This is a genomic window from Ferrovibrio xuzhouensis, assembly GCF_042648965.1.
GTDB classification, from domain to species: Bacteria; Pseudomonadota; Alphaproteobacteria; order Ferrovibrionales; family Ferrovibrionaceae; genus Ferrovibrio; species Ferrovibrio xuzhouensis.
The window spans coordinates 870241-888242 of record NZ_JBHRYJ010000001.1 but is presented as its reverse complement, the minus strand read 5'-3'; the positions used below and the strand labels follow the sequence as shown (position 1 = coordinate 888242).

At 64.9% G+C, this 18002-nt stretch carries 20 protein-coding genes; 4 read left to right on the top strand and 16 right to left on the bottom strand.

Annotated elements, in window-relative coordinates; translation table 11 throughout:
- The 3 genes from atpD to ACFOOQ_RS04360 all read left to right on the top strand — a co-directional run bounded on the left by atpD (window position 1) and on the right by ACFOOQ_RS04360 (window position 2608).
- A complete protein-coding gene (gene atpD, locus ACFOOQ_RS04370) occupies window positions 1–1425 on the top strand; it encodes a F0F1 ATP synthase subunit beta (protein ID WP_379722199.1) in 1425 nt (474 codons plus the stop codon).
- 30 nt (window positions 1426–1455) lie between these two features.
- The gene (locus ACFOOQ_RS04365; protein ID WP_379722197.1) at window positions 1456–1857 is read left to right on the top strand and encodes a F0F1 ATP synthase subunit epsilon; all 402 of its coding nucleotides are present in this window, start codon (window positions 1456–1458) and stop codon (window positions 1855–1857) included.
- A 166-nt stretch (window positions 1858–2023) separates the two neighbouring features.
- The gene (locus tag ACFOOQ_RS04360) at window positions 2024–2608 is read left to right on the top strand and encodes a hypothetical protein (RefSeq protein WP_379722195.1); all 585 of its coding nucleotides are present in this window, start codon (window positions 2024–2026) and stop codon (window positions 2606–2608) included.
- Here the strand turns inward: ACFOOQ_RS04360 and bluB are convergent.
- The 3 genes from bluB to thiC all read right to left on the bottom strand — a co-directional run bounded on the left by bluB (window position 2605) and on the right by thiC (window position 6202).
- Window positions 2605–3252 carry a 5,6-dimethylbenzimidazole synthase gene (bluB, locus tag ACFOOQ_RS04355; RefSeq protein WP_379722193.1) on the bottom strand — a complete coding sequence of 216 codons (648 nt, stop codon included), beginning with the start codon at window positions 3250–3252 and terminating at the stop codon, window positions 2605–2607. The genes ACFOOQ_RS04360 and bluB overlap by 4 nt on opposite strands.
- A 3-nt stretch (window positions 3253–3255) precedes the next feature.
- Window positions 3256–4236 (bottom strand): Tim44 domain-containing protein, encoded by a 981-nt coding sequence (locus ACFOOQ_RS04350; protein ID WP_379722191.1) that lies wholly within the window; start codon window positions 4234–4236, stop codon window positions 3256–3258.
- Window positions 4237–4351: 115 nt separating this feature from the next.
- Window positions 4352–6202, bottom strand: a complete 1851-nt coding sequence (gene thiC, locus ACFOOQ_RS04345) for a phosphomethylpyrimidine synthase ThiC (protein WP_379722189.1) — start codon at window positions 6200–6202, stop codon at window positions 4352–4354.
- A 408-nt stretch (window positions 6203–6610) separates the two neighbouring features.
- Between thiC and ACFOOQ_RS04340 the strand changes: the two genes are divergently transcribed.
- On the top strand, window positions 6611–8305 hold the full coding sequence (locus ACFOOQ_RS04340) for a sensor histidine kinase (protein ID WP_379722187.1): 1695 nt from the start codon (window positions 6611–6613) through the stop codon (window positions 8303–8305).
- Between the two features lie 73 nt (window positions 8306–8378).
- On the opposite strand, the gene ACFOOQ_RS04335 is transcribed toward ACFOOQ_RS04340, so the two are convergent.
- The 13 genes from ACFOOQ_RS04335 to map all read right to left on the bottom strand — a co-directional run bounded on the left by ACFOOQ_RS04335 (window position 8379) and on the right by map (window position 17997).
- The gene (locus ACFOOQ_RS04335) at window positions 8379–9410 is read right to left on the bottom strand and encodes an ABC transporter substrate-binding protein (RefSeq protein ID WP_379722185.1); all 1032 of its coding nucleotides are present in this window, start codon (window positions 9408–9410) and stop codon (window positions 8379–8381) included.
- Between the two features lie 23 nt (window positions 9411–9433).
- Window positions 9434–10249 carry an ABC transporter permease gene (locus ACFOOQ_RS04330; protein WP_379722183.1) on the bottom strand — a complete coding sequence of 272 codons (816 nt, stop codon included), beginning with the start codon at window positions 10247–10249 and terminating at the stop codon, window positions 9434–9436.
- Window positions 10246–11058, bottom strand: a complete 813-nt coding sequence (locus ACFOOQ_RS04325) for an ABC transporter ATP-binding protein (RefSeq protein WP_379722181.1) — start codon at window positions 11056–11058, stop codon at window positions 10246–10248. Before ACFOOQ_RS04325 ends, ACFOOQ_RS04330 begins: the two co-directional genes overlap by 4 nt.
- A gap of 21 nt (window positions 11059–11079) precedes the next feature.
- Window positions 11080–11892 carry a phosphate/phosphite/phosphonate ABC transporter substrate-binding protein gene (locus ACFOOQ_RS04320; RefSeq protein WP_379722179.1) on the bottom strand — a complete coding sequence of 271 codons (813 nt, stop codon included), beginning with the start codon at window positions 11890–11892 and terminating at the stop codon, window positions 11080–11082.
- 20 nt (window positions 11893–11912) lie between these two features.
- On the bottom strand, window positions 11913–12920 hold the full coding sequence (locus ACFOOQ_RS04315) for an ornithine cyclodeaminase family protein (RefSeq protein ID WP_379722177.1): 1008 nt from the start codon (window positions 12918–12920) through the stop codon (window positions 11913–11915).
- A 201-nt stretch (window positions 12921–13121) separates the two neighbouring features.
- Window positions 13122–13826 carry a RadC family protein gene (gene radC / locus ACFOOQ_RS04310; RefSeq protein ID WP_379722175.1) on the bottom strand — a complete coding sequence of 235 codons (705 nt, stop codon included), beginning with the start codon at window positions 13824–13826 and terminating at the stop codon, window positions 13122–13124.
- 55 nt (window positions 13827–13881) lie between these two features.
- Window positions 13882–14325: an SRPBCC family protein gene (locus tag ACFOOQ_RS04305; protein WP_379722173.1), complete on the bottom strand. Its 444-nt coding sequence runs from the start codon at window positions 14323–14325 to the stop codon at window positions 13882–13884.
- Window positions 14326–14376: 51 nt separating this feature from the next.
- Window positions 14377–14856: a VOC family protein gene (locus tag ACFOOQ_RS04300; RefSeq protein ID WP_379722171.1), complete on the bottom strand. Its 480-nt coding sequence runs from the start codon at window positions 14854–14856 to the stop codon at window positions 14377–14379.
- A gap of 75 nt (window positions 14857–14931) precedes the next feature.
- The gene (locus ACFOOQ_RS04295; RefSeq protein ID WP_379722169.1) at window positions 14932–15657 is read right to left on the bottom strand and encodes a DUF899 domain-containing protein; all 726 of its coding nucleotides are present in this window, start codon (window positions 15655–15657) and stop codon (window positions 14932–14934) included.
- Between the two features lie 32 nt (window positions 15658–15689).
- Entirely contained in the window at window positions 15690–16316 is a 627-nt protein-coding gene (locus tag ACFOOQ_RS04290; RefSeq protein ID WP_379722167.1) for a glutathione S-transferase family protein, read from the bottom strand.
- 23 nt (window positions 16317–16339) lie between these two features.
- Complete coding sequence (locus ACFOOQ_RS04285; RefSeq protein WP_379722165.1) at window positions 16340–16786, bottom strand: SRPBCC family protein; 447 nt, start codon at window positions 16784–16786, stop codon at window positions 16340–16342.
- Window positions 16681–17115: an ArsR/SmtB family transcription factor gene (locus ACFOOQ_RS04280; protein ID WP_379722163.1), complete on the bottom strand. Its 435-nt coding sequence runs from the start codon at window positions 17113–17115 to the stop codon at window positions 16681–16683. The genes ACFOOQ_RS04285 and ACFOOQ_RS04280 overlap by 106 nt, the downstream gene beginning before the upstream one ends.
- Before the next feature lie 90 nt (window positions 17116–17205).
- On the bottom strand, window positions 17206–17997 hold the full coding sequence (map, locus tag ACFOOQ_RS04275; protein WP_379725327.1) for a type I methionyl aminopeptidase: 792 nt from the start codon (window positions 17995–17997) through the stop codon (window positions 17206–17208).
- Window positions 17998–18002 lie beyond the last annotated feature (5 nt).

Here is an 18002-nt window from a genome sequence, read left to right as displayed (position 1 = left end):
ATGGCTACGAACAAGGTGGGTCGCATTACCCAGGTTATCGGCGCGGTTGTCGACGTTCAGTTCGACGGGCACCTGCCGGCGATCCTCAACGCCCTGCATTGCACCAACCAGGGTAACCATCTGGTGCTGGAAGTGGCGCAGCATCTCGGCGAGCACACTGTGCGCACCATCGCCATGGACTCGACCGATGGTCTGGTCCGCGGCATGGATGTCACCGACACCGGCGCGCCGATCTCGGTGCCGGTCGGCCCGGAGACTCTGGGCCGCATCATCAACGTGATCGGCCAGCCGATCGACGAGCGCGGCCCGGTCAACGCCAAGCTGGCGGCGCCGATCCATGCCCCGGCCCCGGCCTATATCGACCAGTCGACCGAGCAGAAGGTGCTGGTCACCGGCATCAAGGTGGTCGACCTGCTCGCGCCCTACGCCAAGGGCGGCAAGATCGGCCTGTTCGGCGGCGCCGGCGTCGGCAAGACCGTGCTGATCATGGAGCTGATCAACAACATCGCGAAAACCCACGGCGGCTATTCGGTGTTCGCCGGTGTCGGCGAGCGTACCCGCGAGGGTAACGACCTCTATCACGAGATGATGGAATCGGGCGTCATCAAGACCGATGGCCCGGGCTCCAAGGTCGCCCTGGTGTACGGCCAGATGAACGAGCCGCCGGGCGCCCGCGCCCGCGTCGCGCTGACCGGCCTGACGCTTGCGGAATACTTCCGCGACCAGGAAGGCCAGGACGTGCTGTTCTTCGTCGACAACATCTTCCGCTTCACGCAAGCCGGGTCGGAAATGTCGGCGCTGCTCGGCCGTATCCCCTCGGCGGTGGGCTACCAGCCGACCCTGGCCACCGACATGGGCCAGCTGCAGGAACGCATCACCTCGACCAACAAGGGCTCGATCACCTCGGTGCAGGCGATTTACGTGCCGGCCGACGATCTGACCGATCCGGCGCCGGCCGCGTCCTTTGCCCACCTGGACGCGACCACCGTGCTGTCGCGCCAGATCGCCGAGCTCGGCATCTATCCGGCGGTGGACCCGCTCGACTCGACCTCGCGCATCCTCGATCCGCGTATCGTCGGCGACGAACACTACGGCATCGCCCGCCGCGTGCAGGAAATCCTGCAGAGCTACAAGTCGCTGCAGGACATCATCGCCATCCTCGGCATGGACGAACTGTCGGAAGAAGACAAGCTGACCGTCGCCCGCGCCCGCAAGATCCAGCGCTTCCTGTCGCAGCCCTTCGACGTGGCGCAGGTCTTCACCGGTTCGCCGGGCGTGCAGGTGCCGCTGGCCGAGACGATCCGCGGTTTCAAGGAAATCACCGAAGGCAAGCACGACCATCTGCCGGAATCGGCCTTCTACATGGTCGGCACCATCGACGAGGTGATTGCCAAGGCGAAGAAGCTGGCCGCCGAGGCGGCCTGATCACCGCCTGAACGGGTAAGGAGCTAGACCATGGCCGAGACCTTCGGGTTCGAACTGGTATCGCCGGAAAAGCTGCTGCTCTCGGTGCAGGCCGAGCAGGTGGTGGTGCCCGGCGAGGCCGGCGATTTCGGTGTGCTGCCGGGCCATGCGCCGGTGATCTCGACCTTGCGCAACGGCATCATCGAGGTGACCGGGGCGGACGGCAGGATCGAGCGCATCTTCGTCTCCGGCGGCTTCGCGGAAGTTGCCAACGACAAGCTGACCGTGCTGGCGGAAGAAGCCATGCCGGTCGGCCAGATCGACCGGGCCAAGACCGAAGCGGCGCTGAAAGATGCCCGCGAGGATGCCGAGGACGCCAAGGACGACCACAGCCGGACCCGTGCCCAGGCCAAGGTGGAAAAGTTCACCGCCATGCTTGAGGCGGCGGCGTAAGCCTCATTGTCATGGCCGGGCTTGACCCGGCCATCCACGTTTCAAGGCCCCTTCAAACCGGGCCTTGATTTTTTGGAAAAAATGTTCTTATATTGTTCTTTTATCGCTCTTGATCATCGTGAATATATTGCTTCGTGCATAGAAGCTGCCCCGTGGAGAATTTCGGATGGAAGCCCGCGAATTTCGAGAGCGTTTTATAGTCACTCTCTTCCGAGTGGCTCATTCAGCGGGACTAATAAAATATTATGATGCTGTAATGATCGCAGACAAAGGTGGGCTAACCCCATTACGCGACCAGCTTCGGCTTGTTGTAGACGACATTGCAGGACGGGGGTGGGGGAAAGCTTATCCGGGCATGAGCCATCTTAATGTGCAGATTACGCATGCAGGAATTGAAGCGGCGGAAGATCTATTACAGGTTCATCCTGAGTATAAAGGCGTACCAGCATCAGATCGATATGTTGCGTTGTCAGATAATCAACGTAATGAAGTTGCCGCGGAAGTTCAGAATCTAAAATCTGCCGTCAGGGCCGCTAACGATGTTGAAGAAAAAGACAGGCAGATAGCGCTTAGTGAGATTGCGGTATTCGAGGCGACGATAGTTCAACCTCAAATACCGGTGGAGCTTGTTGAGCGTTTCGCTCAGAAGGTCTTGGGTTGGATTTTGAAGAAATTTGGCGAGGCACTGACCGGAGCGGCCATAAAAGTCCTCGTTGACCGTTTAATCAAGATTGCGCTCGGCGTTGGTTAGCGCCGAATGATTTGCGTCCCGACCCCGCGGCGGTGTTCCCAGCCGCGTTTTTCCAGTTCCGGGGTATCCGTCTCTTCCGCCGGCCAGCCGACGCAGAGATAGGCGACCAGCCGCCAGTCCGGCTCCATGATGTCGAGGTCGCGGGCGATGCGCTCGGGGTCGAGGATCGACACCCAGCCGACGCCGACCCCCGCGGCGCGGGCGGTCAGCCAGAAGCCATAGACCGCCATCACCGCGGAATAATCCAGCATCTCCGGCATGGTGCGGCGGCCGAGCCCGTGGCCCTGACCGGTGGCCTCGTCGCAGAACACCGCCAGATGCACCGGCGCGTCGCGCAGGCCGGCCAGCTTCAGCCCGGCATAGAGCCTGGCCTGTTCGCCGCGATAGTCGCCCAGCGCTTCGGCATTGGCCGCCTCGAAATTGGCAATCACCTTCTGCCGCCGGGCCGGATCTTCCACCAGCACGAAGCGCCAGGGCTGGCTGTTGCCCACCGAGGGCGCCAGCGCGGCCATTTCCAGCAGCCGGGCGATCAGGTCGGCGGGCACCGCTCTGCCGGCCTGGAAATGGCGCACGTCGCGCCGCCAGGCCAGCAGGTCGGTCAGCTTCTGCCGGAAGGCATCGTCGAAGACCGGCGGCGTAGTCACGTCTTAGATCTGCTGGATGGCGCTCAGAATCCAGCGACCATTATTGGCGCGCAGGAAAGTCCAGGTCTCGAGGCTTTCGCCGCGCTCAGTCGTGCTGCCTTCCACCACCTTGCCGCTGGCATCGGTGGTGTAGTCCAGCGCGCTCCAGCGCATGGCGACGGTGGCATAGTCGACGCCGTATTCGCTCCAGGCTTCCGCCAGATCGCCCTGTTCGAGAGTCACCTGCTCGACATGGTTGGTCAGGCCCTGGCTCGCCAGCGCCGAGAGTTCGCGGCCGAAATAGCCGAGCATCTCCGGTGTGACATGGCTGCGCAGGGCTTCGAGGTCGGCCTTCGACCAGGCAGACTGGATATCCGACAGCGCCTGCTGAAAAGCCTCGAAGTCAGCGTCGCCGATCTGCAGCGCCGGAGCGCCGCCACCCAGCATGGTGCCGGTGCGTGCCTGGGTGTGGGATGGGATGTCAGTCACCAGCGCGCGGTCGCTATCCTGCGGACCGCCGGCCATGGCTGGCTGCTGGCGGTTGCGGAAGACGTTCAGCGCAAAGCGCACGATGAAGAAGACCAGCACCAACTGCAGCAGAAGGCCGATCATGCCGCCAAAGCCCATGGCGCCGAGGCCGCCTTCGCCGAACAGGCCGCCGCCGAACAGCAAACCGCCGATCCCCATACCGATCAGGCCGCCCATCAGGGCCGGCATGAAGGGGCGGTTGAAGAAGCCGGGCTGAGCCGCGGCGGGGGCACCTGCCGTGGTGGCCGGGCGGGGCGCAGCCTGCGGCTGGGTCTGCGTGGGCGGCGGTGGCGTAACCGTGCGCTGCACCGGTGCGGCCGAGGGCGCAGTGGGCGTGGCGGGCGCCGCATCGTAGGTGCGCATGCCGCGGCTGCCCATGCTGCCGCCGCGACCGGCCTTGGCTTCGACCAGGGCCGGCAGCAGGGCGAGACCTGCCGCCAGGATGGCGACAAGAATGGAAGTCGGTTTGCGGATCATGGTTGCCTGCCCTGTGAAGCGGTCCCGATTTTATGCCGGGTTTATGGTCCACGAGATGTAAGCAGCGGCAGCCGGATGCACAAGACCCGGCTGCCGCTTTTGCGCTGCGGCAGGCTCAGCCGGCTGGCCGGTAGATTTCCCCGCCCTGGTCGCGGAAGCGTTCTGCCATCTCCGTCATGCCCTGTTGGGCGACGTCATTCTGTGCCACGTCATTCTGCTTCCTGGCGGCGTCGCGCACCTCCTGGCTGATTTTCATCGAGCAGAATTTCGGCCCGCACATCGAGCAGAAATGGGCGAGCTTGTGGGCCTCCTTGGGCATGGTCTGGTCGTGGAAGTCGCGCGCGGTTTCCGGGTCCAGCCCGAGGTTGAACTGGTCCTCCCAGCGGAACTCGAAGCGGGCGCGGCTGAGCGCGTCGTCGCGGCGCTGGGCACCCGGATGGCCTTTCGCCAGATCGGCGGCATGGGCGGCGATGCGGTAGGTGATCACCCCGGTTTTCACGTCCTTGCGGTTGGGCAGGCCGAGGTGTTCCTTCGGTGTGACATAGCACAGCATGGCGCAGCCGAACCAGCCGATCATCGCAGCCCCGATGCCGCTGGTGATGTGGTCATAACCCGGCGCGATGTCGGTGGTCAGCGGCCCCAGCGTATAGAAAGGCGCCTCGCCGCAGGCCTTGAGCTGCTTGTCCATGTTGGCCTTGATCTTGTGCATCGGCACATGGCCGGGGCCCTCGATCATCACCTGCACGCCCTTGTCCCAGGCGATTTTTGTCAGCTCACCCAGCGTCTCCAGTTCGGCGAACTGTGCCGCATCGTTGGCGTCGGCGATCGAGCCCGGCCGCAGCCCGTCGCCCAGCGAGAACGAGATATCGTAAGACCGCATGATGTCGCAGATCTCGGCAAAATGCGTGTAGAGGAAATTCTCCTCGTGATGCGCCAGGCACCATTTCGCCATGATCGAGCCACCGCGCGACACGATCCCGGTCACGCGATTGGCGGTCAGCGGGATGTAGCTCAGCCGCACGCCGGCATGGATGGTGAAATAGTCGACACCCTGTTCGGCCTGCTCGATCAGGGTGTCGCGGAACATCTCCCAGGTCAGGTCCTCGGCCTTGCCGTTCACCTTCTCCAGCGCCTGGTAGATCGGCACGGTGCCGATGGGGACCGGCGAATTGCGCAGGATCCAGTCGCGGATATTGTGGATGTTGCGCCCGGTCGACAGGTCCATCACCGTATCGGCGCCCCAGCGGATCGCCCAGACCATCTTGTCGACTTCCTCGGCCACCGAGGAAGTGACGGCGGAATTGCCGATATTGGCATTCACCTTCACCAGGAAATTGCGGCCGATGATCATCGGCTCGAGTTCCGGGTGGTTGATGTTGCAGGGGATGATGGCGCGGCCGCGCGCGATCTCGTCGCGCACGAACTCCGGCGTCACATAGTCGGGGATCGACGCGTCGAAATCCTCGCCGTCGCGGACGGCAGCCTGCGCCAGCGCCGCGCGGCCCTCGTTCTCGCGGATCGCGACATATTCCATTTCCGGCGTGATAATGCCGCGCCGGGCATATTCGAACTGGGTGACGGCGACGCCGGGCTTGCCGCGCAGCGGCCGGTTGGCAACCGGGAACAGCGGCACGGTCGCCGCGCCGCCATTGTCCTCGGGCTTGATGCTGCGGCCGTCATAGCCTTCCACATCGCCGCGGGCCTCGACCAGTGCGCTGCGCCAGCGCGGCAGGCCGCGATTGATGTCGATCTCGGCGGCCGCGTCGCTGTAGGGGCCCGAGGTGTCGTAGACCGGCAGCGGTGGCTCGTTGGCCGTCGGATGGGTGGCGATCTCGCGATGCGGCACGCGGATGGCCGGGTGCAGCCGGCCGGGCGTGTAGCGCTTCACCGAGGCCGGCAGCGGTCCCCCACTCACTTGAATATTGGTGGTGATCTGGAAATTCTGGGCGTCGGCAATCTTGTCCATGGGGATCTCCTTCTCAACAGCGACAGGAGATCCGGGGTGTGGTGGATGGTTGTGCGGAATGCCGGTGCCGTGGCACCGCGCGACCGTTCCCTCCGCCGGCATGACCCGGATCAGGTTCACAAGCCCCGCCGGCCTCTGGAAACAGTGACGGACGGGACTCTCAGGGTCACGGCGGTGCCGGAAGCATGCTCCCGGCCGGCCGAATCTCAGCGCCCTCACGGCGCCCCCCTCGGTAGCCGGGACCCTGACGCCTTTCCGTCCCCGCGTCAACCACACGCCCTATGGTTGTGCTTCGGCGATAGATTGCGATTTACGGCAGGCCTTTCGACCGCCATGCTGGCAGGGGTGATTCGGGCAGGGAATCGCCGTTTTTCCGGTCGCGATTGCGCGGAAGCCGGGGAGGGATGAATGGGTACGGTTGCAGAATTCTTCGCCACCGATGGCTTCATGCCACATGGCGTCTGCCTGCTGTGGAAACCGGAAGTTTTCTGGCTGCAGATGATTTCAGACCTGGTCATCGCCGCCAGCTATTTCGCCATTCCGGCAGCCCTGCTCTATCTGGCGATCTACCGTGCCGATCTGGTGCCGCGCGGCATCCTGGCGTTGTTCAGCGCCTTCATCGTGCTCTGCGGCATGACTCATCTGTTTGCGGTCTGGGTGCTGTGGACTCCGGATTATGGCGCCGAGGGCCTGGTCAAGGCTGCCACCGCCGTGGTGTCGCTGGCCACCGCCATCTCGCTGGTGCCGGCGCTGCGTTGGGCGCGGCTGGTGCCAAGCGCCGGGCAGTGGATGGGGCTGAACGACATGCTCAACCGCGAGGTGGCCGACCGTCGCGCCGCCGAGGCCCAGGTGCGGGCGCTGAATGCCGATCTGGAAAACCGTATCCAGTCGCGCACCGCGGAGCTTGAAGCCACCAACCGGCAATTGCGCCGCGAGGTGGAAGAGCGGCGCAATGCCGATCGCCGCTTCCGCGACGTCGCCAGCCTCAGCGTCGACTGGATCTGGGAGACCGATGCCGACCTTGCCTATACCTTCATGTCGGACCGGGTCGAACGGGTCACCGGTCTGCCGCCCGCGGGCTATATCGGCCAGTCGCGCATCGCCCTGTTCGGCGATCCGGAGGGCGACTATTTCCTGCAGCAGCATGTCGCCGACCTGCAGGCGCGGCGGCCGTTTGCCGATTTCGTGCAATGGATCAACCGGCCGCGCGGCATGGTCTGCATCAGCACCAGCGGCAAGCCACGGTATGACGGGCAGGGCCACTTCATCGGCTATATCGGCGTCGGCCGCGACGTCACCGAGGAGCAGAGCCAGCGCCGCCGGCTGGAGGAGATGAATCTGGCGCTGGCCGCGGCGCGCGACCATGCGCTGCGTGCCAGTACCAGCAAGTCGTCGTTCCTGGCCCATATGAGCCACGAGCTGCGCACGCCGCTGAATGCCGTGCTCGGCTTTTCGGAAGTGATGAAGGAACAGCTGCTCGGCCCGCTCGAGGAGCGTTATCGCACCTATGCCGCCCACATCCATGACAGCGCCCAGCACCTGCTGAGCCTGATCAACGATGTGCTCGACCTGTCCAAGATCGAGGCTGGCGCCTACGAGCTGCATGAGGGCGAGGTCGATCTTGCGTCTCTTGCCGGTCGCGCCGTGCGCCAGGTGGAAGCCGAGGCCCGGCGTGCCGGCATCAGCGTCACGGTGGCCGGCACCGACGGGCTGCCGCGGCTGCGGGCCGACCAGCGTGCGGTGTTCCAGATCTATCTGAACCTGCTGTCGAATGCGGTGAAATATTCCGGCACCGGCGGCCATGTGACGGCATTTGCCGGCCTGCACTCCGATGGCGGCGTGGCCTTCGGGGTGCGCGATACCGGTGTCGGCATGAACGAGAAAGAGATCGACAAGGCCCTGCAGCGCTTTGGCCAGGTCGAGAATGTCATGACCCGCGAGCGCCAGGGCACCGGGCTCGGCCTGCCGCTGGTGCGCGAACTCGCCCTGCTGCATGGCGGCAGTGTCGAGATCGAATCCGAGCCGGGTGAGGGAACGACGGTGACGGTGCGTTTCGGCGCCGACCGCGTGCTGCAGGCCGGCCTGCGCGCCGATGCCGGCTAGGGCACCCAATTAAGAAAAAGGCCGGCCCGGTCGCTGGGACCGGACCGGCCTTGTGTGCCGGCAGGCTGCTGGACTACTTCTTGGCGGCGTCGATGATCGCGTTGGTCCAGAAGTCGTTCTCGCCCTTCTTGGCATCGAGCGGCTTGTCGAATTTGGTGCCGGTCTCGGAGGCGAAGGCGATCACGTTGGCGATGCCGGCCGCCGTGAAACGCGGGCTGGCGATGCCGTCCGTCATGTCCTTCACCGCGGCTTCAACCACCTCCGGCTTGACCTTGGCAAAGAACTTGCCCTGAATCGCGGCGGCGGTGCCCTTCGGGTCCTTCACGGTCGCCGCGCTGGCAGCCAGCAGGGCCTTCACCGTCTTCACGGCGAGTGCCTTCTTTTCCGCGCTCATCGGCTTCTTGGCGACCAGCACCAGGAAGGGCTGCTGCTTCAGCTTGGGGAAAGCATCGGCTAGGTCGACCAGCACCTTGCCAAAGCCTTCCTGCTCGACCACGGCACCGGACGGCGGCGACAGCATGAAGGCGTCGATCTGCTTGTTCTGCAGCGCGGCATTCAGGGCTGGCGGCGGGCCGATCATGGCGACGTTGAGGTCCTTGGCCGGATCGAGGCCGCCCTGGGCGACCAGCCAGCGGCCGGCGCGGTCTTGGGCGCCCTTGATGGCGCTGACACCCAGCGTGGCGCCCTTCAGAGCCGCCAACCGCTTGGCCAGCGGGTCCTTCGGCGACACGCCCTTGCGCTGCATGAAGTCGTTGGACACGACGAGCTGCAGCGACACCTTGTTCATCAACGGCATGATGAATTCGAAAGGCTGGCCCTTGGAGATCGCTTGCAGCGGGGTTTCCGAGCCGACGGCGACGAAATCGAGGTCGCCGGCATCGAGGGCCGCCAGCGCATTCGGGTCACCGCCGGGGATCGCCGCCCATTCTAGGTCGAGCCCCTGGGCCTTGAAGCTGTCGAGCGCGCGCGCCGACCAGACCGGCAGGAAACTCAGCGACGAGGTCGCCTGGCCGATCCTGACCTTCTGCTGGGCCATGGCCTGGCCGCTGACGCCCAGCACAAGGACGGCGGCGGTGGCGAGTAAGATACGCAATGTCCGGGTCATTGGCAGGTCTCCTTCTCTCTCTGTCAGATTTCACTTCTCTCGGTGTTGATGGCGGGGCGCCAGCGCAGCAGGCGCTTTTCCAGCTGGCCGGCGACGGCATTGGCGACCACGATGAACATCAGCAGCAGTGCGATGCCGGCGAACACGCCGGCCGGGTCGTAGGTCGAGGAGGCCTGGTTGATGAACAGGCCCAGCCCCTTCACCGACGAGGTGAATTCGCCGACGATGACGCCGATCACGCTGTAGGGGATCGCCATGCGCATGCCCATGATGACGAAGGGCGCGGCGGCGGGGAAGTAGACGTGCCGGGTCAGCTGACTTTCGCCGGCGCCCATGATGCGGGCGAGATTCAGCAGTTCGCGGTCAACATTCCGTACGCCGACATAGACGTTGTAGAAGACCAGAAAGAACACCATGGTCGCCGCCAGCGCCACTTTCGACCACAGGCCGATGCCGAACCAGATGATGAACAGTGGCGCCAGCGCGATCTTTGGGATGCCGTAGAAGGCCATCACATAGGGCTCGAAAATGGCCGCTGCGCGCGGGCTGCGGCCAAGCAGGTAGCCGGCCACCACGCCGACGCCGACGCCGATGCAGTAGCCGAGCACCAGTTCCTGCAGGGTGATCATGATATGCGGCTGGATTTCGCCGCTGGCAAACATCTCGTAGAAGCGCGCGGCGATGTCGGTCGGCTTGCTGACATACAGCGTGGCGATCAGCCGGCCGGATGCCCATTGCCAGAACAGAATCAGGATCGCGCCGGGCAGCAGCAGAAGCAGCAGGCGGAGCAGCCGGAGGCCAAGGCGCTGCAGCAGTGTCGGATCGGTCATCTCGCTCATACCGCACCTCCGATGCTGGCCGGTCGCAGGTCGGGCAGTTCCGAGCGGAAGATCGACCAGATCCGGTCGTAGATCGCCTCGTAGCCGGCCATGCGGAACGGCTCGAAGACATTGCGCGGCCGTTCCAGCGTGATCGGCACGGCGGCCAGCACGCGGGTTGGCCGCTGGCTCAATACGATGACAGTGTCGGCTAGGGTGATTGCCTCGGTGATGTCATGGGTGATGAACAGCACGGTCGGCCGGCGCTGCATCGAGATCGCCTGCAGGTCGTTCTGCATGATCATGCGGGTCTGGGCATCCAGCGCACCGAAGGGTTCGTCCATCAGGATGACGTCGGGCGTATAGACCAGTGTGCGGGCGATCGAGCCGCGCTTCTGCATGCCGCCGGACAGCTGGTGCGGATAATGGTTCTCGAAGCCGGCAAGACCGACGGCGGCGATGATCTCGGCAACGCGCGATGCGCGTTCGGCCGGCGCGGTGCCACGCAGCAGCAGCGGCAGTTCGATATTCTCGCGCAAGGTCTTCCACGGGAACAGCTGGGCCTGCTGGGGGACGAAGCCGACCCGCTGGTTGACGCCGCTGACCGCCTGGCCGCCATGCAGTACGCTGCCGGCGGTGGGGCGCAGCAGGCCGGCCATCAGTTGCAGCAGGGTGCTTTTGCCGCAGCCGCTCGGCCCGATCACGGCCGTGAAGGTGCCGGGTTCGGCGGAAAAGGAGATATCGTCCAGCACGCGCAGGCGACCGCCGCCGGCAGGCGCGCGGAACTCGTGCACGATATTACGGAAATCCATGGCAGGCGGCAGGCTCACCGTCATTCCCCTCTTTCAGTCTCAGCCCGGCAGGGCATAGCCGGCAGCGGCCGCTTCGCGGTCCCAGGCCAGCGTCAGATCATAATCCCCCGGCGCCATCATGGTGAAATGCGACAGGCAGAGCGCGTCGCGGATGCCGGCGGTTTCCGGCGCACTGCCGACCTGCAGCAGCGCCTGCCGCAGGGCGGCGGCAACCTGTGGTGTGCAGTCCGGGCCGGCCACCAGCAGTGGCACCGGTGCCGGGTCGGTGGTGGCGACGATGCGCAGGCGGGCAACAAGATCGGGTTCGTGCCGGCGCAGGATGTCGAGGTTGTAGCCATCGACCGGCCCGACATCGATCTCACCGGCCAGTACCGCCTCGATCACCTTGCGCGGCGTATAGAGCGGCCCGATGCTGGCGGCATAGAGCTGCGGCCGCTCCGCGCTGCGATACCGCAGCAGGTGATGGCGCGGTGCGTTGCAGCCGGAATGCGAGTCGTCCACCGTGTAGCCGATGCGGCCGCCGAAGCTGTCTTCCAGGCTGCGGAATGGTCCGTCGGCGCGCACGACGAAATCGGTCATGTAGACCGGCCGGCCGGCATAACGCGCCGGCGACGGCACTGGCGCGGCTAGGATCTGCTGCCGCTTGCCGCCAAGCGCGTAGGGATAGCCGCAGATGAAGGCGGCGCCGAGATCGCGTCGCGTCCATAGGTCATTCAGCGGCGCCGGGAAGGCATGGGCGATGACGTCGAGCGGCTGGCCGCTCGCCTCTGCCGCCCAGGCGAACAGCTGCGTCCACGCCGCGGCCGAAGCTGGCGTGATCGCATACATGCGCGCATTGGCGACGAGAGGCATGTCCCGGAACCCCTCTGCCGTCAGGCGTAGCGCAGGCGGTGGCCGATATTCAGCCGCTCGGCCTTTTCCAGCATGGCATGGCCGAGCGCGATGTCGGACAGCGACAGGCCGCGATGCCAGAACAGGATGGTCTCGTCGTCGCGTTCGCGGCCGGGCTTCAGGCCGGCGACGATCTGGCCCATCTCGGCATGCAGGGTCTGTTCCGACAGTTTGCCGGCCTCGACATGGGCACGCAGGCTGCCGAATTTGCCGCCCTTGCACTGGCCCCAGTCGTCGACCACCAGCTTGCTCATGATGTCGGTCAGCGACAATTCGACCGCGCTCATGGTGCCGTATGGCATCACCAGCGCGCCGGGCTTGATCCAGGCGGTTTTCAGCATCGGCGTCGGCTCGTTCAGGCGCGAGGCCTCGACCACGATATCGGCACCCTCGACGCAGCTCTGCCAGTCCTCGGTGACGATCACCGGCTTGCCGAGGTCTTGGCGCAGCTTTTCGGCAAAGGCCTCGCGGCTTTCGACGCGGCGGGAATGCACACGGATCTCGTCGAAATCGAAGATCCGGTCCATCAGTCGCACGTTCCAGTAAGCGGTGCCGCGCGCGCCGACATGGCCGAGGATCTTGGAGTTTTTACGTGCCAGATACTTGGCGCCGATGGCAGTGACCGCGCCGGTGCGCATGTCGGTGATGCGGCTGGCATCCAGAATGGCCTTCGGCACGCCGGTACGCGGATCGAACAGCAGCAGGATGGCCAGTTCAGACGGCAGGTTGTGCTTGTAGTTGTCGACGAAGTCGCCGACCACCTTGACGCCGGCGGAATCGACCGGCTCGCGCAGGGCGCCGCGCAGCACGTTGAAATGGCCGTTGGCGACGCCGGGTTCGAGATGCATGCGCGGCTCGATCACCGCCTCGCCACGGCCCTGGCTGGCCAGGCTGGTCTTGATGGCGGCAAGGATTTCGTCGTCGGTGAGCGCCAGTTCCTCGACATCGAGGCGGTTCAGATAGGTCAGGTAAATCGACGGATGCTGCATGAAAAACTCCGGTGCCTGATCGGGTCGGGGCCTTGAGGTGGCCGTATGTCCACACCTGTCTATACAACACGATTTGAGTAAGCGCGTAATCAAAATTCCCGAATCGCACAGAAAGCGGAAGATTTCTCCAAAAATGCCGGGATATTGGGCGTCCTGCACAAATTCCGGGAAGAATCGGCCGGATTCGCTGCCGGCGGCCGGCTACATCAGGCCACGCTCGCGGAAGGAAACATGGCCCTTGCGGCCGATGATCAGATGGTCATGTACCGCAATGCCGAGGGCGGCGGCGGCCTGCATCACCTGTTTGGTCATCTCGATATCGGCGCGCGACGGCGTCGGGTCGCCGGAGGGATGGTTGTGGACCAGGATCAGCGCCGCGGCGTCGAGTTCCAGCGCGCGTTTGACCACCTCGCGCGGATAGACCGGCGTGTGGTCGACGGTGCCGCGCTGCTGTTGCTCGTCGGCGATCACCTGGTTCTTGCGGTCGAGAAATAGGATGCGGAACTGCTCGATGCCCTCATGCTGCAGGGCGGCGCGGCAGTAATCGAGCAGGGCCTGCCAGTTGGCGATCGCCGGCCGCTGCATCGCGTCCGCTTTCAGCAGCCGCAGACCGGCCTCGCGGGTGACCTTCAAGGTGGCGATCACCGCATCGCCGCAGCCGGGGATTTTCGCCAGCCGCTCGGCCGGCGCCGAGAGGACGGCGCCGAGGCTGCCGCCGCAGCCCTCGATCAGCGCTTTCGCCAGCGGCTTGACGTCGCCGTTGCGGAAGACCCCGAACAAGATCAGTTCGAGGATTTCATAATCCGGTATGCCGGCGCCGCCGCTGTCGAGGAAACGGGCCCGCAAGCGTGCGCGATGCCCGTGGTAATGGGGTTTCGGCTCCGCATCCTCGTCCGTCGCGGCCATGCGGCAAGGCTAGCATGGCCGCTGCACTGGCGGCAGGGGGATTCGCGCCGAGGGCTCACTGGGCGATTTCAGGCTCGACGAGTTTGGCGAGCTTGCGCAGCGACTCCTGCCAGCCGAGGTAACAGGCCTCGACGGGAATGAGATCGGGGATGTTCTCCTGAACCACCGTCATCTCGGTTCCGACGGAAACGGCCTTCAGCGTGACGGTCACTTTCATCTCGCCCGGAAGGTTCGCGTCATCGAACACGTCGCTGTAGACGAGCAGTTCGCCCGGGACAAGTTTCAGATAGGTGCCGCCGAAGGCATGGCTTTGCCCGGTGGTGAAGTTCCGGAAGGACATTCTGTGCCGGCCGCCTTCCCTGGCCTCAAGCTCGTGGACCGTACAGGTGAAACCGAAGGGTGGCAGCCAGCTCGCAACGGCGTCGGGTTCCAGGAATGCGCGGTAGACCTTTTCCGGCCTGGTGGCGAAGACCCGGTGCAGTTTGACAGTATTGGGCATGGTCATCTCCTTTCGCGGGGCTATGCAGGCTGCGCCGCCCCGTGGCCGAAATCAGCCGGCCGCCGCGGCTTCCAGCGTCGCGATATCGATCTTCGTCATCGTCATCATCGCCTCGAAGGCGCGCTTTGCCTTGCTGCGGTCAGCATCGGTTGTCAGGTCGAGCAGGCGCCGCGGCGTGATCTGCCAGAAGAAGCCCCAGCGATCATTGCACCAGCCGCAGGCATTCTCAGCGCCCCCGTTCCCGACAATCGCGTTCCAGTAACGGTCGGTCTCCGCCTGGTCGGCGGTCAGGACCATGAAGCTCACCGCTTGGTTCGGTTTGAAATTCGGCCCGCCGTTCAGGCCGATGAACTTCCGCCCCAGCACGGTGAATTCGACGGTCAGCTCCTTGCCTTCCTGTCCGCCGGGAAAATCGCCCGGCGCCGCGTTGACCCGGCCGACATGACTGTCGGGGAAGGTTGCCGCGTAAAATTCGGCCGCTTTTCTTGCCTCGCCATGGTCGAACCATATGCAGGTAACGAGTTCTGTCATGTCTGGTCTCCTCGGGTCCTGGGTGTCATGTGCCTGCGCCGCCGGCCAGCATGCGGCGGCGGGAGGATTCGCGGTTCAGTCGCAGCAGGCGGCCTTCTTCGGCGCATCCTGGTATTCGTCGTGGCGTCGCATCCAGTCCATGGTGCCGCCTTCGTTGCGGCCTTTCGGCGTCAGGTCTAGGTAATGGTGCGCGCCGATCAGGATGTCGCCGCCGCGGGCATAGCTCGAATAGGTGTGGAAGATGTCGCCGGCCTCGTTCCGGTAGAACACGCTGATGCCGGGCAGTTCGTCATGGCCGCCTTCGGTCATGGCGAAATTGTAAAAGACCTTGCCTTCGGCCAGCTCTTCGGGCGTGAAGGAGACATGGTAGTCGTGGTTGAAGTCGCTGCCGTGCGACGAGACCCAGTCGAACTGCCAGCCCATCCGTTTGCGATAGGCTTCGATCTTGTCGAGCGGTGCCCGCGAGACCACCACCAGCGAGACATCGTGGTGCTTCAGGTGCTGGTTGGCGCCGTCGATATGGTCGGCGAGGAAGGAACAGCCGGGGCAGCCGGCCTCCCAGTCGGGCCCGAGCATGAAATGATAGACGATCAGCTGGCTGTTGCCGTCGAACAGCCCGGCCAGCGTCTTGCGGCCCTGCAGGGTGTCGAAGCCGTAGTCCTTGTCGACCTTCACCCAGGGCAGCGCGCGCCGCTCGGCGGCGATCATGTCACTCATGCGGGTGAGCGCCTTCTCGTTGCGCAGATGCGCCCGGCGGGCGTCCAGCCAGTCCTCGCGGGACACGATGCGGTGCGGTTGCATGGTTGCCTCCTGTGCTGGGGGATCCAGGGGGTTCAGGCGGCGGCGCGCTCGACCGGGAAGGGATCGAGCCAGCCCGGCAGCGCGCAGAGCCGGTCATGCCAGCGGCGCACGGCGGGGAAGTCGTTCAGCGGGATATGCGCGGTATCGGCATAGGGCAGGGTGACGCCGACCGCGAAATCCGCCAGGCTGAGCTTGCTGGCGACGATGAAGTCCTGCTGCTGCAGATGCGCGTCGAGCACGGCGAAATAGCGGCGCATGAAGCCGATGGCCTCGTCGACCGCCTTGGCATCCGGCTCGCCGAGGCCAAACTTGCGGCGGATGATATGCTCGAAATACAGGCTGCCGCCGTGGCGCGAGAAATGCTGGCTGTCCCAGAACAGCCAGCGCACCACCTCGACCTGGCGGTCGTCGGCCGGCCAGAGATCAGAGCCGGCGATCTGCGCCAGCCGGCACATGATGGCATTCGATTCCCACAGCACATCATTGCCGGTCTGCAGCACCGGCACCTTGGCATTGGGATTGAGGGCGAGGAAGTCGGGCGTCTTGTTCTGGCCCTTGCCGAGGTCGACGCGGATGAAGTCGACCGGGCTATCGAGATAACGGGCAACGGCACAGACTTTGCGTGGATTCATGGTCTCGTCGTAATACAGCTTCATCATGGTGGCCTCCCGGGGCGTGCGGATCAGAGAAACAGGCGTTCCAGCTTGTCGAGGCTGCCGGTCCAGCCGCGGCGGTGGCCGTCGCGGGCGGCGTCGTCGAAGAATTGTTCGTGGTGCAGGGTCAGCAAGGTGCCGGCGCCATCGGGCTTCAGGCTGATGGTCACCTGCGACTGCCGCTCCGGCGTGCTGATCCAGGCCCAGCTGAACACCAGTTTCTCGCCCGGCACGATCTCGCGGTAGATGCCGCTGACGCTGTGCAACTCGCCGTCCTGGGTGCGGAAGGCGATGGTGAAGCCGCCGCCGATCCGCAGGTCGATATCCGTCTGGGTCACCGGGCCACTGTCAGGGCCCCACCAGCGGACGATCAGCGCCGGGTCGGTCCAGGCGGCGAAGACTTTTTCCGGCGCGGCGTTGATCCGCTTTTTGAGGGTGAGGCTGGGGCGCTGGGCGAAGACGGGATCGGCGGACATGGTTCCTCCTCCAGGAAAGCGGCCAGCCGGTCGAGCTGGGCGGACCAGAAACGCTGGTAGCGGTTCAGCCATTCCATCGCCTGCTCCATCGGGCCGGCATTGAGACGGACGCTGACGGTGCGACCGGCCTTGGCGCGGGTGATCAGGCCGGCGTCCGACAGCACGTCGAGATGCTTCATCACCGCCGGCAGCGATACCGGAAACGGTTTGGCCAGTTCGCTAACGGACAGCTCGGTTTCCTGTTCCAGCCGGGCCAGCAGGGCGCGGCGGGTCGGGTCGGCGAGGGCGGCAAAGGTGCGGTCGAGACCGGCATCCTGATACTTAACCATAAGGTAAAGTGTTAGGGCGCCGAGACAGCTCTGTCAAGCGACCTTTTCTCAGAGACGGGGTTCTGGCGGGCCCGGGTCAGGCCCGGCACGTCAGGCGTAGGGCGGCTTGTGCCAGCCCTTCGGCGACTGGGTGAAGATCTCGTAGCCGGTTTCGGTGACGCCGATCGAATGCTCGAACTGCGCCGACAGCGAGCGGTCCTTGGTCACCGCGGTCCAGCCGTCGGACAGCAGCTTCACCTGCCATTTGCCGGCATTCACCATCGGCTCGATGGTGAAGAACATGCCGGCCTGCAGCGGGATGCCGCGGCCGGCCTCGCCGTAATGCAGGATGTTGGGCGCCTCGTGGAAAATGCGTCCCAGCCCGTGGCCGCAGAAATCGCGCACCACGGAGAAGCGTTCCTTCTCGACGAACTTCTGGATCGCATGGCCGATATCGCCGGTGGTGGCGCCGGGCTTCACCACCTCGATGCCGCGCATCATCGCTTCGTAGGTGATGTCGCAGATGCGACGGGCCTTCACGCCGACGTCACCCAGCAGGAACATGCGGCTGGTGTCGCCGTGCCAGCCATCGAGGATGACGGTGACGTCGATATTCAGGATGTCGCCATCCTCCAGCACCTTGTCGCCCGGGATGCCATGGCAGACCACATGGTTGACCGAGGTGCAGATCGATTTCGGAAAGCCGCGATAGCCGAGCGGTGCCGGCACGGCGCCATGCTCGAGGATGAAATTGTGGCAAAGTTCGTCGAGCTGCCCGGTGGTGATGCCGGGCACGACATGGGGGGTGATGAAATCCAGCGTCTCGGCGCCCAGCCGTCCGGCCTTGCGCATACCCTCGAAATCCTCGGGCTTGTGCAGGCGGATGGCGCCGGCCTCAAGGATGCCGT

Coding starts and splice junctions, on each gene's coding strand:
- ACFOOQ_RS04330 (WP_379722183.1), bottom strand. CDS start 10,249: ATGAGCGAGATGACCGATCCGACACTGCTGCAGCGCCTTGGCCTCCGG.
- ACFOOQ_RS04340 (WP_379722187.1), top strand. CDS start 6,611: ATGGGTACGGTTGCAGAATTCTTCGCCACCGATGGCTTCATGCCACAT.
- thiC (WP_379722189.1), bottom strand. CDS start 6,202: ATGGACAAGATTGCCGACGCCCAGAATTTCCAGATCACCACCAATATT.
- ACFOOQ_RS04285 (WP_379722165.1), bottom strand. CDS start 16,786: ATGTCCGCCGATCCCGTCTTCGCCCAGCGCCCCAGCCTCACCCTCAAA.
- ACFOOQ_RS04290 (WP_379722167.1), bottom strand. CDS start 16,316: ATGATGAAGCTGTATTACGACGAGACCATGAATCCACGCAAAGTCTGT.
- ACFOOQ_RS04335 (WP_379722185.1), bottom strand. CDS start 9,410: ATGACCCGGACATTGCGTATCTTACTCGCCACCGCCGCCGTCCTTGTG.
- ACFOOQ_RS04315 (WP_379722177.1), bottom strand. CDS start 12,920: ATGCAGCATCCGTCGATTTACCTGACCTATCTGAACCGCCTCGATGTC.
- radC (WP_379722175.1), bottom strand. CDS start 13,826: ATGGCCGCGACGGACGAGGATGCGGAGCCGAAACCCCATTACCACGGG.
- atpD (WP_379722199.1), top strand. CDS start 1: ATGGCTACGAACAAGGTGGGTCGCATTACCCAGGTTATCGGCGCGGTT.
- ACFOOQ_RS04300 (WP_379722171.1), bottom strand. CDS start 14,856: ATGACAGAACTCGTTACCTGCATATGGTTCGACCATGGCGAGGCAAGA.
- ACFOOQ_RS04350 (WP_379722191.1), bottom strand. CDS start 4,236: ATGATCCGCAAACCGACTTCCATTCTTGTCGCCATCCTGGCGGCAGGT.
- ACFOOQ_RS04305 (WP_379722173.1), bottom strand. CDS start 14,325: ATGCCCAATACTGTCAAACTGCACCGGGTCTTCGCCACCAGGCCGGAA.
- ACFOOQ_RS04280 (WP_379722163.1), bottom strand. CDS start 17,115: ATGGTTAAGTATCAGGATGCCGGTCTCGACCGCACCTTTGCCGCCCTC.
- ACFOOQ_RS04320 (WP_379722179.1), bottom strand. CDS start 11,892: ATGCCTCTCGTCGCCAATGCGCGCATGTATGCGATCACGCCAGCTTCG.
- ACFOOQ_RS04365 (WP_379722197.1), top strand. CDS start 1,456: ATGGCCGAGACCTTCGGGTTCGAACTGGTATCGCCGGAAAAGCTGCTG.
- ACFOOQ_RS04295 (WP_379722169.1), bottom strand. CDS start 15,657: ATGCAACCGCACCGCATCGTGTCCCGCGAGGACTGGCTGGACGCCCGC.
- ACFOOQ_RS04360 (WP_379722195.1), top strand. CDS start 2,024: ATGGAAGCCCGCGAATTTCGAGAGCGTTTTATAGTCACTCTCTTCCGA.